This is a genomic window from Natrinema sp. SYSU A 869, from assembly GCF_019879105.1.
Lineage (GTDB): Archaea > Halobacteriota > Halobacteria > Halobacteriales > Natrialbaceae > Natrinema.
The window spans coordinates 1,728,935-1,743,440 of the sequence record NZ_CP082249.1; the positions used below are offsets into that span (position 1 = coordinate 1,728,935).

Annotated in this window: 15 protein-coding genes; 8 read left to right on the forward strand and 7 right to left on the reverse strand. The window is 65.5% G+C overall.

Features of this window, described 5'->3' with window-relative positions:
• Window positions 1-37 precede the first annotated feature (37 nt).
• The 5 genes from K6I40_RS16810 to K6I40_RS16830 form a co-directional block, all read right to left on the reverse strand.
• Window positions 38-325, reverse strand: a complete 288-nt coding sequence (locus K6I40_RS16810) for a hypothetical protein (protein ID WP_222920142.1) — start codon at window positions 323-325, stop codon at window positions 38-40.
• A gap of 46 nt (window positions 326-371) precedes the next feature.
• Window positions 372-1,580, reverse strand: coding sequence for a nicotinate phosphoribosyltransferase (locus K6I40_RS16815; protein ID WP_222920143.1), 1,209 nt, complete (start codon window positions 1,578-1,580; stop codon window positions 372-374).
• A gap of 119 nt (window positions 1,581-1,699) precedes the next feature.
• A complete protein-coding gene (locus tag K6I40_RS16820) occupies window positions 1,700-3,181 on the reverse strand; it encodes an Hvo_1808 family surface protein (protein ID WP_222920393.1) in 1,482 nt (493 codons plus the stop codon).
• Window positions 3,182-3,237: 56 nt separating this feature from the next.
• Window positions 3,238-4,944: an Hvo_1808 family surface protein gene (locus tag K6I40_RS16825; RefSeq protein WP_222920144.1), complete on the reverse strand. Its 1,707-nt coding sequence runs from the start codon at window positions 4,942-4,944 to the stop codon at window positions 3,238-3,240.
• Window positions 4,945-5,199: 255 nt separating this feature from the next.
• Window positions 5,200-5,370 carry a hypothetical protein gene (locus tag K6I40_RS16830; RefSeq protein WP_222920145.1) on the reverse strand — a complete coding sequence of 57 codons (171 nt, stop codon included), beginning with the start codon at window positions 5,368-5,370 and terminating at the stop codon, window positions 5,200-5,202.
• A 794-nt stretch (window positions 5,371-6,164) separates the two neighbouring features.
• Here K6I40_RS16830 and K6I40_RS16835 point away from each other — a divergent pair.
• The 5 genes from K6I40_RS16835 (at window position 6,165) to K6I40_RS16855 (ending at window position 9,888) form a co-directional block, all read left to right on the forward strand.
• The gene (locus K6I40_RS16835; protein WP_222920146.1) at window positions 6,165-6,737 is read left to right on the forward strand and encodes an isochorismatase family cysteine hydrolase; all 573 of its coding nucleotides are present in this window, start codon (window positions 6,165-6,167) and stop codon (window positions 6,735-6,737) included.
• Window positions 6,738-6,831: 94 nt separating this feature from the next.
• A complete protein-coding gene (locus tag K6I40_RS16840) occupies window positions 6,832-8,733 on the forward strand; it encodes an RDD family protein (protein WP_222920147.1) in 1,902 nt (633 codons plus the stop codon).
• 45 nt (window positions 8,734-8,778) lie between these two features.
• Window positions 8,779-9,189 carry an RDD family protein gene (locus tag K6I40_RS16845; RefSeq protein ID WP_222920148.1) on the forward strand — a complete coding sequence of 137 codons (411 nt, stop codon included), beginning with the start codon at window positions 8,779-8,781 and terminating at the stop codon, window positions 9,187-9,189.
• Window positions 9,190-9,367: 178 nt separating this feature from the next.
• The gene (locus K6I40_RS16850; protein ID WP_222920149.1) at window positions 9,368-9,532 is read left to right on the forward strand and encodes a hypothetical protein; all 165 of its coding nucleotides are present in this window, start codon (window positions 9,368-9,370) and stop codon (window positions 9,530-9,532) included.
• Window positions 9,533-9,723: 191 nt separating this feature from the next.
• Window positions 9,724-9,888, forward strand: coding sequence for a hypothetical protein (locus K6I40_RS16855; protein WP_222920150.1), 165 nt, complete (start codon window positions 9,724-9,726; stop codon window positions 9,886-9,888).
• Between the two features lie 176 nt (window positions 9,889-10,064).
• Here K6I40_RS16855 and K6I40_RS16860 read toward each other — a convergent pair whose 3' ends face one another.
• Window positions 10,065-10,556 (reverse strand): PaaI family thioesterase, encoded by a 492-nt coding sequence (locus K6I40_RS16860; RefSeq protein WP_222920151.1) that lies wholly within the window; start codon window positions 10,554-10,556, stop codon window positions 10,065-10,067.
• A 161-nt stretch (window positions 10,557-10,717) separates the two neighbouring features.
• On the opposite strand from K6I40_RS16860, the gene K6I40_RS16865 reads away from it, so the two are divergent.
• Window positions 10,718-12,169: a serpin family protein gene (locus K6I40_RS16865; RefSeq protein ID WP_222920152.1), complete on the forward strand. Its 1,452-nt coding sequence runs from the start codon at window positions 10,718-10,720 to the stop codon at window positions 12,167-12,169.
• Window positions 12,170-12,178: 9 nt separating this feature from the next.
• On the opposite strand, the gene K6I40_RS16870 is transcribed toward K6I40_RS16865, so the two are convergent.
• Complete coding sequence (locus K6I40_RS16870) at window positions 12,179-13,072, reverse strand: hypothetical protein (RefSeq protein ID WP_222920153.1); 894 nt, start codon at window positions 13,070-13,072, stop codon at window positions 12,179-12,181.
• Between the two features lie 57 nt (window positions 13,073-13,129).
• Here K6I40_RS16870 and K6I40_RS16875 point away from each other — a divergent pair, with 57 nt between their 5' ends.
• Both K6I40_RS16875 and K6I40_RS16880 read left to right on the forward strand, forming a co-directional pair.
• Window positions 13,130-13,861 (forward strand): lipoate--protein ligase family protein, encoded by a 732-nt coding sequence (locus K6I40_RS16875; protein WP_222920154.1) that lies wholly within the window; start codon window positions 13,130-13,132, stop codon window positions 13,859-13,861.
• Window positions 13,862-13,938: 77 nt separating this feature from the next.
• On the forward strand, window positions 13,939-14,493 hold the full coding sequence (locus K6I40_RS16880) for a methyltransferase domain-containing protein (RefSeq protein ID WP_222920155.1): 555 nt from the start codon (window positions 13,939-13,941) through the stop codon (window positions 14,491-14,493).
• Window positions 14,494-14,506: the final 13 nt, after the last annotated feature.

Genomic DNA, 14,506 nt, shown 5'->3' on the forward strand with positions numbered 1-14,506 from the left:
AACGGCGAGCGGCGCAACTGCTGTCAGACTCACCGAATCAGTCGTCCGATCGCGACGGTTGGTCGAATTCGTCGAGTTTCACCTCGAGCAGGTCATTCAGGGCCGCGAACACGTAGTGGACGATCATCCAGAGGGCGCTCAGATCGACGACGAGGACGAGCGGCACCGACAGGGCAGAGGACCACGGGAGCAGAATCCACGTACAGAGCCCGGCGAACGCGAAGACGAGAACGAGACGAATCGCCAACTGGGTGGCGATTTCGGAGTGGGGATCAGGGGCGGGACCGGTGTACTCATCAGTGAGACCGCTTCGTTCCGGCGACAAAAATGGTCAACGATTCTAGGCAATAGTCGGCCGGGCCGACCACGATTTACGCGGTCGATCCGTCGAAATCGACCGCGTCGGCGTCCTCGAGACAGCGCTCGGTCGCGTCCTCGAGATCGAACTCCCGAACGATCTCACCGTCGCAGACGAGGGGCTCGAGCAGGGAGTCACCCTCGTCGGGCCCGTCGCCGTCGGCGAGCGCGATGTGGTGGCCGCCCGCGGGTGTGCGATAGACATCCTTAACCCCCGACAATTTGCCTCGCTTGGAGATCGGCTCGCCCTCGTCGCCGGACTGTGTCCGGCTGCTCGAGAGATCTTCCGATCCCTCACTGATTTCGACGATGTCGAGGCTGAAGTCCACCGAGTCAGCGCCGGTGATGTGGCTGCCGACGCCGAAGCCGTCGGCGACATCGCATAGATTCCGGATCGAGTCTGGCTCGAGCCCGCCGCTACAGAAGATGTCGACGTCCTCGTGGCCGCGGGCGTCGAGCTCCCAGCGGACCTCGCGGATGATGTGTCGGAAGTCGCCGCGGCGGGAACTCGTTGTATCGATGCGGACGCCGTCGAGGTCGTCACCGAGCGTCTCGGCGGCTAGCAGGCTCTCGCTCTTCTCGTCCCAGAAGGTATCGACCAGCGCAATTCGGGGTACGTCCTCGCCGACAGCCTCGTCGAACGCCGTCCAGGCCGCGGCTTGATTCCCCTCGCCGAAGCAGAACATGAGCGCGTGGGGCATCGTGCCGCCCGCCTCCCGGCCCAGAATTTCGCCCGCCGCGACGTGAGAGAAGCCGTCCAACCCGGCGAGCAGCGCGGCGCGTTCGACCGTCGACGCGATCGAGGGGTGGACGTGACGCGCGCCAAAGGAGAGCACGAGCGAGTCGGGCGCAGCCAGTCGGGCCTCGAGCGCGGCCGTCGCAAAGCCACTCGGCTGTGACAGAAAGCCCAGCAGCGAGGTCTCGAGTTCAGCGAACTCGAGGTACGACCCTTCGATCCGGAGAACGGGCCCGCCGTCGAACAGTTGGCCGTCTGGGAGCGCATCGACGGTGACGTCCCGTCCCTCGAACAGCGTCGCGATGTCTTTCACGCCGGTGAAGACGTCGAAGCTGCCGGTCGGGAACTGGTCGGCGGTCACTTCGGCGACGACGTGGGGGTTCTTGCCCGCGTGCTCGAGCGTGGCCCGCGTGCGCTCGAAGTAGGCGTCCGTGGCTTCCCCCTCGAGAATCGCTGCCGGAGGAACGGTTCCGAACGGATTTGACATATCGCCGGTTTCCCGTGGGAGGCAAAAAAACTACCCGTCTACCGATGAGTGCGGCGGTTGCGGTACGCGCCCAGCGCCGGTGGGACGATCGTCGCCGGCAACGCGGCAGTCGATACCGATTACGGAGCGGCAGTCGCCGCCGAGTCAACAGTGCTCGCCGGCTCGAGAGCGGCCGCAGTCTCGGGCGATGGCGTCGATTCGGGTTCCGTAGCGTGAATCGCTGCAAGGTCGTCAACGGCCGGCGCGCCGACGATCTCGACCGTCGTTCCGGTTCCCGAGACGCGATATGCGCCGGCGAAGGGTTCGCCGTCCGGAATCCGGTAGACGCCGTCGCCGGCAGACTTGACCCGCTCGGCTCCGCGGGTCTCGAGGAGCCGGCGGTACGCGTCGGCGAACTCAGTCGCGTCCGCCGGGCGGTCCCACTCGAGTCGCCAGACGTGGCCGGTCCAAGTCGGCTCGTCTGCGTTCCGGTAGACCTGAATGCTGTCGCCGGCCCAGCCCTCAGTCGCGGGATGCGAGTAGTTGTACGAGTCGTCGGTCGCGCCCGCGGTGAGTGGGCGATCGATCACACCGTTGGCCCAGAGCGTCGCGAACAGCGTCGCCTCGCCGATCGTCTCCGTCCGGGGCTCGCCGTTACCGGTCCCGTCACTATCGTCTCCGCCGTCGCTGCCACTGCCTTCACCGTCCGTGATGGGACGCCAGTCGTCGCTCGAACGGTCAGAGATAGTGACGTCGGCCGGGCGGGTATCGGGATAGCGGTCGGGGTGGATCAGTTGTGCGGTGCTCCGGGGCGGCTCGTCGTGGGCGCGGTCGATAGCGTCCCAGCCGCCGCGTTCGTAGAGGTCGGTGACGAACGGCGGACCCTCGGCGTAGGGGGCGTAGATCGAGAGGAAGAGCCCGACGTTGAACGGGCGCTCGGTTAGCGCTTCGCCCGAAGACGTCGGCGGCTGGTAGTCGGGGAGACACTGCCACTCGTCCCCGCAACGGCGATCGTACTGCTGGGGGACGTACCCCGCTTCGCCCTCGAGAAGCCCGTTTTCGGCGCGGACGCCGTCGATTGTCTCGCTCTCGCGTCTGATGCCGAAGTGCTGGTCCTGTAGCGCGTGCGTCAGTTCGTGGACTAGGGTTTGGCGATTGATCCGAACGTCATCGGTGTCGTCTGCAACGATAACGATCCGGTTGTTCACGTAGTAGCCTTGCACCGAATCGTCGTAGAGGTCGTCGAACGCCCGCTTGACGTCCGTCTCGCCGTCGACGACGAACGCACCCCGCCAGAGTTCGTTTCTAAACGTCGACGCGTTTCCGGTCCCACCCGCCTGCTGGTCGCGATACTCGGCTCGGCTCACGATTTCGAGGGAGACGTCGCGGTCGTACTTTAGCCCGCGGACGACTTCGATCCGGGCCATCGAACGGTATTTCACCGCCTCGAGTTGTGTCTCGGAGAGTCCGTCGTCCGCATCGAACGCGAAGGTATCGTCGTGGGCGTAGTCGCCGACGTGCCCGAGATCGCGGTCAGTGTCGAACCCGCTCTGGCTCCCGGGGAGTGCACAGCCCGAGAGAACGACCAGCGCGAGCACCGCGAACAGCCGGAGCCGGCTCATTGACTCATTGTTCGCCGAGACGGTGAAATGGGCGTCGATCGGTCGCATCGCTGCGGTCAGTCGCGATCACGGCGGCCGACGACGATCCGGGCCCCCGTCCCGAGGAGGGCAATCGCGATTGCGCTCACCGCTGCAACCGGGCCGAAGCCGGGAACGGTATCGCTCTCGCCGAAGGTGACGATCTCGAGGGTGTCCTCGCCCTCGGGTGCGGCACCGGCCTCGACGTTCGACAGTTCGTCGACGGAGGGTGCGCGGACGATCGTCAGCGTCTGTCTAGACCGGTTGAGATAGTACGCGCCGGAATAGCCGCCGTCCTCGATCACGTAGGTGTCTTGCCGCCCGTCGACGGCGTCGGCACCGTGATTCTCGAGCAGTTGGAGATAGCCGTTGACGAACTGCTGGGTGTCCGTCCCGGACTGCCACTGGGTCCACCAGACGTAGCCAGCGTGGCCGGCCGCCTCAGCCGGGTCGCTCGCGGCGTCGGCCTCGTCGTTCGTGTAGACGACCAGTTCGTCGCCGGCCCAGCCGTTCGTGTACGAGTGGTTGTAGTTGTACTCCGTGCCCTCGAAGAGGTCTGCGGTCTCGATCACCGAGGGAACGTCCCCCTCAATCCCGTCGGCGGCGAACATCGCGACCATGCCCGCCTCGCCGGCGGTATCGGTGGCGACCTCGCCGTCAGCCTGAAGCTGTCGCCAGTCCTCGTTCGAGCGATCGGGGACAGAGACGTTTGCGGGTTCGCGCTCCGACCCGGGATGGATCACTGCAGAGGTCGTCCGCGGCGGGTCGTCGTAGGCCGCGTTAACCGCTTCCCAGTCCTCGCCCTGCTGTCGTAGGTAGTTGACGTAGGCGGGCCCGTCGCTGTAGGGCTGGTAGACGCTGAAGTAGATGCCCCAGTTGATGTCGAGGGGCTGGTCTCGGTCGCCGTCAGCGGGCGCGAGACAGTCCCACTCGCGATTACAGGTCCCCTCGTACTCGCGTTCGACGCGGCTCGCGTCGCCTTCGATCAGCCCGTTCATGGCGGTCTCCTCATCCTGGGTCGTTCCCTCGAATCGCGACAGGTTGAAGCGTTGATCCTGCAGTGCGTGGACGAGTTCGTGGCCGAGCGTGATCTCGTCTAACTCGGGATTGTCGGGGTTCTCGGAGACGATAACGATCTCGTCGGTTTCGGGGTCGTAGTAGCCGCCGACGGCACCGCCGTAGACCGTCTCGGTGGCGTCGGTCGCCGCGGTCTCCCGGTCGACCATGAACAGCGCCTCGTAGCCGACGTTGGCCTCGAGGCGGTTCTCCGAGGTGATGTTCGCGAAGCGGTCGCCGTTGGTCTCCCGGTACTCCGCGCGGGAGATGACGTCGACCGCGACCTCGTCGTCGAACGTGAGGTTGCGGATCTGCTCGACGCGAGCCATCGATCGGTAGACAACGGGGTCGAGTTCATTCTCGTCAACGACTGCGTCGGACTGGTTGTCAACGGACAAGTCGTCGTCGTACCAGTAGCCCTCGACGTAGCCGATAGTGTCCTCGGTCGAGGGATTTTCAGGGCGGTCATCCTGTAGAGACGCGGCCGTACTCGACCCCATCGTACTCGAGGCTGTCATCGAGTCGAAGGGGGGCCCGGCGGTCGCGTTTGTGGTCTGAACGGCGGAATCGGTCTGGCCCGCGGCCGGGCTCGCCGCGAGCACCGGGCCAGTGAGCCCGCCGGTTACCAGGACCGCGGCGAGCACCACTGCGAGGAGGGCAACGGACGTGCGGGTGCACATTGGTCTCATCTGAATCGGATAACTATTCGTAAGGAGAGGGATGTAAAAAGGACGACGATTACGGGAACAACGGAACCGAAGCCCCGTACCGCGACTCCGGCCATTGGCGAACCGGCCCCCTCGAGCGCTCTGGCCGAGCCCCTATAGTACCAACTGAAACGATTTACACGCCGATCGCATAGTCCGCGGTTCTCGCTCACGTCGCTCGCTCCGAACCGCGCTACCGTCGTGCGATCGGGTGTGCAGTGACGTTCAGTGGCTACTCTAGTCGTCGCGCTGGACCAGATTGGGCGGCACCGTACAGCCACAGGGGCTGGCCGAGGCCGTCATGGGGCCGGTAGCGGTGACGAATCCGACCGGGGCACCGCAACGCGGACAGTCGGGCCGCAGTGATGAGTCGTCGGGATCGTCGACCGCGTCGGCGTCGCTACCCATCGCGACCACATCTCGCTCGGCGGGACGGCAGTGACGCTACTCGAGTCGGGCGATTCCGCTGTCGTGCGGGATGTTTATATCCCGGTAGAATGAACGCAATCATTGCTTGCAAATCCCTGGTCGGGATTTGGAAGCACGTCTCGGGTGCGTGACCACCCGGGGCATTTCGATGTAGCCCCCTATTTTTGGAGAGCGGCTTCCATTCTGAATTCCAACTCGTTATGACTTATATCTACTGCTATAATTCTGAAAGTGACTCGGTCACAAGTACAAGGAGCGGACCTCCGGACGCGTTCGGAGCACCGAGGCTCGAGTGGGAGAGTTGTGTCCCGGGACGACGGACCGGTTGCCGAACTGGGGCTTCGAGAACGCCGCTGGGGAGGAGCGCCCTTTCGACTGACCTGTGGCTGTCGCTCGGTATCGGCCATGGGCGGAACGCGAGGGCAAAGAAACCCGAAGCGATCTGCTCCGAAGTGATCCGCTCTCTTGGCAGCAGGGAATCGCCACGCCCTCCCAAACCGATTCACTTGTTTCGTTCACGGGCGCGGTGCACCCGTTCGCGCCACTCGCTCATCCCTCGCACGGCTTCCGACTGCGGTTCGTCAGTGACTCACCGCAGCCCAGCGCGCGCCACCACACGCCGAACGGGCGGCTCGGAGCGAGCAACACTACGCCGCCAACGTGACCACTCGATGCCAGCAGCCGAAGGCCGATCCGCTCGATGGAACACCCACGCACCGCGCTCGAGCGCGGCGCGAACGTTTTTACGATCGCGTTCGTACCATTGCATAGACATGCGCCTCGAGCCAGATAGCACGGCAGTGGTGGTCGTCGACATGCAAAACGGGTTCTGTCACCCGGACGGCTCGCTGTACGCGCCAGGCAGCGAGGACGTCATCGAACCGATCGCGGCGCTCGTCGATCGCGCTCGCGAGGCGGGGGCACGACTGCTCTTCACCCGCGACGTCCATCCACCGGAACAGTTCGACGACACCCACTACTACGACGAGTTCGACCAGTGGGGCGAGCACGTCCTCGAGGGGTCATGGGAGGCCGAAATCGTCGAGGAACTCCCCGTCGACGCGGCCGATAACGTCGTCGAGAAACACACCTACGACGCGTTCTACAACACAGAACTCGAGGGATGGCTCAACGCCCGCGGGATCGACGACCTGGTGATCTGTGGCACCCTTGCAAACGTCTGCGTGCTCCACACGGGTGGGAGCGCGGGGCTGCGTGACTTCCGGCCGATCATGGTCGAGGACTGCATCGGCGCGATCGAGGACGATCACCGCGAGTACGCCCTGGACCACGCCGCGTGGCTGTTCGGCGAGGTCGAACCCAGCGACGATATCGAGTTCGCCTGAGTAGGTGATCGGGGCGAGTTTCCCCGTTCCGGTCCGGCGAATCCCTTGCATCTCGAAACGTTTTTATTTATATTGCTTTGTTATTGAACAATCAATGAACGGACCGGAACGGATCGGGCTGTTCGGCGTGATCCACGCGGATCAGCCGGACAAGGTGACCGACGAACTCGACGAGTTCGCCGGCCACGTCGACGCGATTTTCCTCGAGGCAGACGCCCTGACGCTGCGGGAACTCTGCAGGATCGGTTGTAGAGCCCCGCTGCTGTTGGTGGGTCTCTACTCGCTGTTTTTCCTGTCGCAACTGCCACTGTTCGTTCTGTTCAACCGCGACATCATCCCGACCGAACGGATCGCGGTCGAGCGCGTCGCCGGCGACGAGATCGCCGTCCACACCGTCGACGACACACCGTTGCGACGGCTGCTCGACGCGGGACCGGCGATGATCGCGGCGAACTGGCTCCTCGTCGGGTACATCGCATGGCAGTCGCCGGTCGCGACGGTTGCGACCGCTGCCGTCGTCCTCGGCGGGATGCTCGGAGCGCTGGTTCTCCATCGGCGCGGCCGACGCTATTCGGCCGTCTGTCTGGGTCTGACGGGTCTCGCTGCCGCGGCCGTGCTGTTCATTATCGGGCTGTTCTCCCTGTGGCTCGTTTTGACCGGCTTGTTCGGTGCCTACGCCCTGATCTACTGGACGATCGGCCATCGAAACCGCGTCATGCTCGATCGCCTCGCGGCGGTGTCCGCCGACCGCGAGTACGGGGACGTCGCCCTCGTCACCGGGAAGGCCCACCTCGGCGGCCTGGCCCGACTGGCGGACGAGCGAGGGCTGACGGTCGCGGCGGTCCACACCTCCATGTGGCGCAAACCCGGAGAGATGCTCACCGAGTTCGATCCGTCCGATCTCCGTGAGTTCGGGCGGACGACCGATGGGGGACGGCGCTATCCCGAAGTGGTCGCCGGCAGCGAGCGGGGAGTGACGCGTCGGCGGATCGGTGCGGCCTGTCTCGATCTGGCCCTTCTTCCGCTTTTGGCACTCGTCGCGTACGCTCCCGTAGCGATCGCGTACGAGGGAATCAACGGGATCGGAACGGGCAACACCTCCCTCCCTATCTTTGCCGGTTCCGCCCTTCTGGCACTCGTCTGCTACCCGACGATCGCGGAATCGCGATACGGAACGACCGTCGGCAAACACGTGGCCGGTCTGGCGGTCGCGACCGCGGACGGCGAGCGCCCGTCGACTCGCCAGGTACTCGTTCGGAATCTATGTCGGCCGGTCGATGCGCTCGGCCTGTACGCACTTGGCAGCGCCGTGATGGCCGGCACCGATCGCCACCAGCGCATCGGTGATCTCGCCGCCGATACCGTCGTCGCCTCGATCGATCCGAGAGACCGTGCCGACTGGCGTCTGTCGCGTGCGATCTATCCGGAAAGCGAACGAGAGGGACTGCAATCCCGAGCGATAGCCGCGTTCATCGACGCATGTCTGATCTCGATCCTCACCAGCGGTCTCCTGATCGCCGTCGTGTTCGGAGTCGGTGTCCAGCAGTGGCTCACCAGCGCCGACGGCTTCGCGTATCCCGAGGAGATAAGGATAGCGCTGTTCCTTCTCGTCTCCGTGGCCTACTACGCGATACTCGAGTACCGATACGGAACGACGCCCGGGAAACACATCTGTGGGAATCGGGTCGTGGTCGACGCCGACGGCGGCCGACTCTCGAGACGCCAGGCGCTCGTTCGGAACCTTCTCCGGCCGATCGACGCGCTCGGTCTGTACGCCATCGGGGCACTGGCGATGGTCTGGACGGATCGCACCCAGCGCCTCGGCGACGTCGTCGCCGGGACGGTCGTCGGCAGGCGCGCCGCCCCGAACGGCACCACGACCGATTCGGATCGGGTCGAGGATCCCCGACCGGCCGACAAGGAGCGGCCACCGATCGTCGCTCCGGGCACCGAGGGCGCGATCGGCAAACGGGTCCTCGCGGCGATCGTCGACTAGATAGCCGCGATCGCGGCGTCCCTGGCCGTCCTGTTCGTCGTCGGAATGGGCTACGAGATCGCCTGGGGGTCCTTCGAGGAGGCAACCAACGTGATCTGGGTCGGCGCACCGGTCGTCGGCTGGATCGGCTACTTCGTCGTCTGCGAGGGGGCCACCGGGACGGCGGTCGGTAAGCGCCTCCTCGGACTCGCCGTCGCGGACGCCGACGGCGGCCCCGCCCGCGGCCGGCAAGTACTCGTCCGTAACCTCGTCCGCCTGCTCGAGGCCTCGCTGTTGTATCTCCCGAGCGTTCTCGCGATCGCCATCACCGAGCGCGGGCAACGCCTCGGCGATCTCGCCGCGGGGACGATCGTCGGCGTTCGCGATCGCCGGCAGACAGCCGCCTCGAGCGAGCGCGGCGCGTCGGCTACAGACCACGCAGACACCGACTCCCACCAACCGAGCGTCCGAACGTGACGTCGCTCCGGCGGGAATCGGTAGCGCGACGCCGAGATGGCCCGCGATCGGTGTCCGATCCTGATTGAGGTGTTTTAACCGTGCCGCTCCAAGGAGCGTGCATGAATACGTCCATTTCACGACGCCCGACTCCGTCGGGGGACCGGGGCCTCGAGCGGACGAGCGACGGTGAGAGCAAATGAACAGACGGCAGTTGCGACCGGTCTATCTGGTGGGCATCGCGCTGAATGTGGTCGCGTTCACGTATGCGGTCACGAACGGAACATGGCTGTATGCGGGCGCGTTCGTGTTCGTGGCGGTCTATCTCGTCGTACGCCTTCGGATGCTCTCTGCCGACACATAGGTCGTCGCCGAGCGTAGGTACTCGAGGACGGCAAACGACGGGACGGCCGAGAGCGCGTCGCTGGGTCCGGTTGCCAGTGAGTAGCTTTTACTATTGTCCATCCGACGAGCGGATATGAACGGGATTCGACCGGGGCACGCGGTGCCGACGAGAAAACCGCGACTCGGCACGCGGACGGAGGGACCTGACGAATGAACGAACGACGGTTGCGGCCGGTGTATCTGATCGGAGTTGGGGGATGCGCGTACGCCTTCTGGTACTTCATCTCGTTCGGTGCGAACCTGACCGCTGCCGCGTTCGGCGTCGCGACGGTGGCCCTCATCGTTCGGCTCCGGATGGTGACTGGCGACTCCTGACGATCATGGCTGTCGCCGCTCGCACCGAGCGCCCCAACACCTCCGAATATTTGGCATCGGCGCATCGAGAGAATCAGTCACGGATCCACTCTGCAGAAGGTCGAGCATTTCCGTCGAGCGAGACGGAACGCGAGAGATGTATCGAGACGCGGCGACGTCGAACGCGACGACCGTCGCTACTCGGATCGGAACACGCGGTACGCGCCCTGTCCGATTGCCACCGGCTTCGTCGCTCCGTCGGGGGCCGTGCTTTCGACGGTAATCTCGCTGACGCCGACGCTGCCACCGACGCGAATCACGTCAGCGGTCGCCACGAGGTCGCTCGTCGCCGGGCGGAGATAGTTGACGTTCAGGTTGATCGTCGCGATCCGCGCACCGAAGGGGTCGTCCATGGCCGTCCGCAAGGAGAGGCCGCCAACGGTGTCGATGAGCGTAGCCGCGACGCCACCGTGGAGATCCGCCTCCTCGTTGGGCGCGGCATTGGGTCGCGTGTTCGTCAATTTCTCGTCGTAGGGGATCGACATCGTCATCGTCCCGTCGCCGACGTTGTCGACGGTCGTCCCGAGCCACGAGAGGAACTCCTGATTCTCGTCGAGGAAATACTGGAGCATCCCCTCGAGGTCGTCGAACTCGTCGAGCGCGTCCATCGTCGGCGTCTCCTCGGTCATGGCCGCCTGTCCGTCGGCGACAGTCTTGACAGCTACGTTTCCCGGCGTGTCCGTTGTCCGGCGTTCATCGACTGGACCCCGACGGCGCTACCGACGGGGAAGCTCAAATGATTGTTTCACTCTCCAGAAAGGGTTTATCGCTACCCGGCGGCCATTCGAGTATGGCAATTGGCGGACACGACAGGCGAACCGTTCTGGCGCTCTCCGGTGCCTTCCTCGCGGGTGCCGCCGGATGTACGAGCCACGAGCCAGCGGATCGTGACAGCGGCGATCCAGCTGAGACCGACACCGATAACCCGGACACGAACGGCGGCGGATTCGACGGGTACGCAACGCCTGATTTCCCGACTATCGATCCCGTTACCGATCCCGAAATCGAGCCCGCCATGCTCGCCGAGCAGGTCCGGGGGAACGTCGCGTTTTCGTTCAATCTCCTCCGACAGCTCCGCGACGACCAACCCGAGGCGAACCTGTTTTGCTCACCGTACAGTGTCTCGGTCGCGCTGGCGATGACGTACGCCGGTGCCCGCGGCGAGACGGCCGCCGAGATGGCCGACGCGCTCCAGTACGAACTCGAGCGCGATGACCTCCACCCGGCCTTCGGCGCGCTCGAGGCCGAATTCGAGCGGCGCAACGAGGACGGTGCGGACGTCGACGATCCGCTCGGCGGCGAGAGTGGCGACGGGGACGCCGAGGACGCTGACGCAGACGGAGACGAACTCGGCTTCCAACTCTCGAGTGCCAACTCGGTCTGGGCCGAGGAGAGCTACGACTTCGACGCGGCGTATCTCGAGTTGCTCGAGACCTACTACGGGGTCGGTGAGCGGCTGGTCGACTTCAAAGGGAGCCCCGACGAAGCCCGTCGAGAGATCAATGCGTGGATCGAAGAGCGGACGAACGACCGGATCGAGGACCTCCTGCCCGAGGATTCGATCAAGCAGTCGACCCGGCTCGTCCTGACGAACGCGGTGTACTTCCTCGCGGCCTGGAAACGCGAATTCGATCCGGACGCAACCGAACCGGCACCGTTCACGAGTTTCGACGGCAGTGAAACCGACGTTGAGATGATGCACCAGACCGCGGATTTCCAGTACGCCGAAATCGATGGCCATCAGCTCGTGGAACTCCCCTACGCCAACGGCGACACCAGCATGGTTGTCGTCCTCCCCGCCGAAGGCGAGTTCGAGACGTTCGAATCCGACCTGTCCGTCGACCGGCTCGCGACGATGCTCGAGGCAGGCTCAAAAACCCGGGTCGACCTTGCACTCCCGAAATTCGGTATCGAGTCGAAATTCAGCCTCGTCGCCATCATGGAACAATTGGGCATGGAGCGAGCCTTCGACTCGCGCGCGGACTTCAGCGGGATGGTCGAGGGCGACAACGCGGACCTGGTCGTCGACGATATCGTCCACCAGAGCTTCGTCGATGTCGACGAGGAGGGGACCGAAGCGGCGGCCGCGACAGCAGTCGTCGTGGAAGTGACGAGTATGCCGTCTGAAACGGTCGAACTCACCGTCGATCGCCCGTTCCTGTTCTATATCCGAGATCGGCCCACCGAGACGCCGCTGTTCGTCGGCCGCGTCGTCGACGGCGAGACGCTGCAGGACGACTGACGGCTCGTCTCAGACGGCCCCGCTCGAGCGAACCCGCACCCGAACCCGCTCGCCGCGCTCGAACGAACGCTCCGGACAGATCAGTTTCGCGCCGAAGTCGCTGTCTCGAGCGCAGAACAACGATAGCCCGGTGATCGGCTCGCCGTTGGCCGTGACGGTCACATCGTCCCACGCGATTGTGCGGCCGTCGGCGACGCCGAGGCGGTCGCCGTTCAGCGACACAACCCTCTCGGACGATCCGTCCCGCTCTATCGAACCGCCCCGTTGGAGCAGTCCGCCACCGTCGTAGTGCGGGAGCCCGCCGTCGAGGACGCCGCCGTCGTCGGCTCGCACGCCGACGAACGCCGTTCCGGGATCGGGATGGGGCGGCGCATCGAGGATCGCGTAGGTATCGCCGGTCGAGACAACCCGGCCGGTGCCGTCCCACTCGAGCGGGCGCACCGGAACCTCGAGTTCGATCGGGAGCGAGCCCGACGCCCGATAGGGGTTCTGGTCGGGTCCGCGAAACCCGACGTGGAGGTGATTGTCGACCCACGGTGCGAAAAAGCCCGCGCGGACGAGTCGACCCAGCGAGTCGCCCCGGTCGACGCGGTCGCCGGCCGCGACCGACGGTTCGACGTGGAGGATTCTAACTGTTAGCCCGGCAAACGGGCTGGAGTCCGCGGGCTCGAGCAGGATCAGATGGTCGTGATCGGGCGCGTAGGATTTCGGCGGCGCGCGGACGGTCCGGGTCTCGCGGACGGTGCCGGCGACTGGACTCGGCGCGGCAGTCGTCCGGCCGTTGATCAGGGTCCCGGGATACAGATCGATCGCGCAGCCGCCGTCATGGGCGGGATATGGCGAGTTGTACAGCGAGAAGCGCTCGTAGCGAGCCAACACGGCCTCGGAGAGCATGACGGCCATCGGTCGTCCCAGTCTGGGCGGCGTGAAGGTTTAGATGCACCGAGTCAAATGACAGACATGCGCGTTTTTCGCGGGCGGGAAGCGTCTATCGCGGCCGATCGCGAGGCGAGCCAGCGACTGCTCTCGGTGGCTGCCGACGGCGAGCAGGCCATCCGCGTCTGGACGCCTCACCGGCAGGTCGCGTTCGGCCGCCGGGATGCCCGCCTCGAGGGGTACGACCGTGCTCTCGAGGCCGCCGACGGACGCGGGTTTCCGTCGATCGAGCGCAGCGTCGGCGGTCGAGCGGTCGCCTACGACGGCGCGACGACGCTGGCCTTCGCTCGCGCCGAACCCGTTACTGACCGCCGCGCCGGCACGACCGAGAGATACGACCGCGCCACTGCTTCCCTCGAGCGGGCGCTGCGAACGCTCGGTCTCGAGCCGAGTCGGGGTGAGCCCGACGACTCGTTTTGCCCCGGAACGCACTCGCTGTCGGTCACGGACGCGAGCGCCGATGGACGACGGCGGAAACTCGTCGGGATTGCCCAGCGCGTTCGGAGCGACGCCGCCCTCGTTGCCGGCATCGCGCTCGTGGCTAACCGCGCGGAACTCACGGACGTGCTCGAGGCGGTCTACGACGCGCTCGCGGTGCCGCTCGATCCGGCATCGGTCGGGACCATCGCGGCCGCGGGCGGGCCGTCGGATCCTGACACCGTCCGGGTGGCGCTCAAGGAGGCCCTGATCAGTGACGCGAGCGACGTTTCGATCGAACGCATCGGTGATGGTCGGGAGTGGTCCGGCGTCCAGTAACCGGAACGGAGACCCCAAATTGACGCCGTCCCGGACGGAACCGAGAGGGTTTTCGACGCGCGGGCCGGCAGTGTGGCATGGGAGAGAGATACGATAAGGAACGGGAGCTCGCCGCGTTCGCCGAGTTCGTCGCGGACGCCGATCGAGAGCCGGTGGTCGTCGTTGCGGGCTGTGGCGCGGGGGCGACCGTCGAGTCGCTCCGCGAGTACGACGTGGCGGCGTACGGCTTCGATGCCTCCCAGTCGATACTGGAGACGGCGGCACCGTCGACGCGGGAGTGGCTGCTCGAGGCGGATATTCGCGACGAGGATCTCGTCACGTCGCTGCGCGAGGCGTTCGGGATCGACGAGATCGATATCTTCGTCACTGAATGCATGCTCTCGTTCTTGGACGTCGACGAAGCGACGGCCGCGCTGGCCCGGATCCGAGAGACGAACGGTGTTGGGGTGGTGCTCCACTTGGTTCGGATAGATCCGCCGGTAGCAGCCCAAGAGGGAGAGATCGACGCGACGATACTGCCACCGGCGGAGTGGCAGGCGGCGTGTGACCCCGACGGTGCGGATATCTGGCGTGACGCGCTGGAACGGCTCGATTTGCCGCCGTCGGAAACGGGAGACGACGGCGGGACGTAGACGAGGACGATTA

Excerpts from the sequence above, each read along its gene's own strand:
- K6I40_RS16820 (WP_222920393.1), bottom strand. The coding sequence starts at position 3,181 with ATGAGCCGGCTCCGGCTGTTCGCGGTGCTCGCGCTGGTCGTTCTCTCG.
- K6I40_RS16850 (WP_222920149.1), top strand. The coding sequence starts at position 9,368 with ATGAACAGACGGCAGTTGCGACCGGTCTATCTGGTGGGCATCGCGCTG.
- K6I40_RS16840 (WP_222920147.1), top strand. The coding sequence starts at position 6,832 with ATGAACGGACCGGAACGGATCGGGCTGTTCGGCGTGATCCACGCGGAT.
- K6I40_RS16855 (WP_222920150.1), top strand. The coding sequence starts at position 9,724 with ATGAACGAACGACGGTTGCGGCCGGTGTATCTGATCGGAGTTGGGGGA.
- K6I40_RS16875 (WP_222920154.1), top strand. The coding sequence starts at position 13,130 with ATGCGCGTTTTTCGCGGGCGGGAAGCGTCTATCGCGGCCGATCGCGAG.
- K6I40_RS16825 (WP_222920144.1), bottom strand. The coding sequence starts at position 4,944 with ATGAGACCAATGTGCACCCGCACGTCCGTTGCCCTCCTCGCAGTGGTG.
- K6I40_RS16835 (WP_222920146.1), top strand. The coding sequence starts at position 6,165 with ATGCGCCTCGAGCCAGATAGCACGGCAGTGGTGGTCGTCGACATGCAA.
- K6I40_RS16860 (WP_222920151.1), bottom strand. The coding sequence starts at position 10,556 with ATGACCGAGGAGACGCCGACGATGGACGCGCTCGACGAGTTCGACGAC.
- K6I40_RS16815 (WP_222920143.1), bottom strand. The coding sequence starts at position 1,580 with ATGTCAAATCCGTTCGGAACCGTTCCTCCGGCAGCGATTCTCGAGGGG.
- K6I40_RS16870 (WP_222920153.1), bottom strand. The coding sequence starts at position 13,072 with ATGGCCGTCATGCTCTCCGAGGCCGTGTTGGCTCGCTACGAGCGCTTC.
- K6I40_RS16880 (WP_222920155.1), top strand. The coding sequence starts at position 13,939 with ATGGGAGAGAGATACGATAAGGAACGGGAGCTCGCCGCGTTCGCCGAG.
- K6I40_RS16865 (WP_222920152.1), top strand. The coding sequence starts at position 10,718 with ATGGCAATTGGCGGACACGACAGGCGAACCGTTCTGGCGCTCTCCGGT.
- K6I40_RS16845 (WP_222920148.1), top strand. The coding sequence starts at position 8,779 with ATGGGCTACGAGATCGCCTGGGGGTCCTTCGAGGAGGCAACCAACGTG.
- K6I40_RS16830 (WP_222920145.1), bottom strand. The coding sequence starts at position 5,370 with ATGGGTAGCGACGCCGACGCGGTCGACGATCCCGACGACTCATCACTG.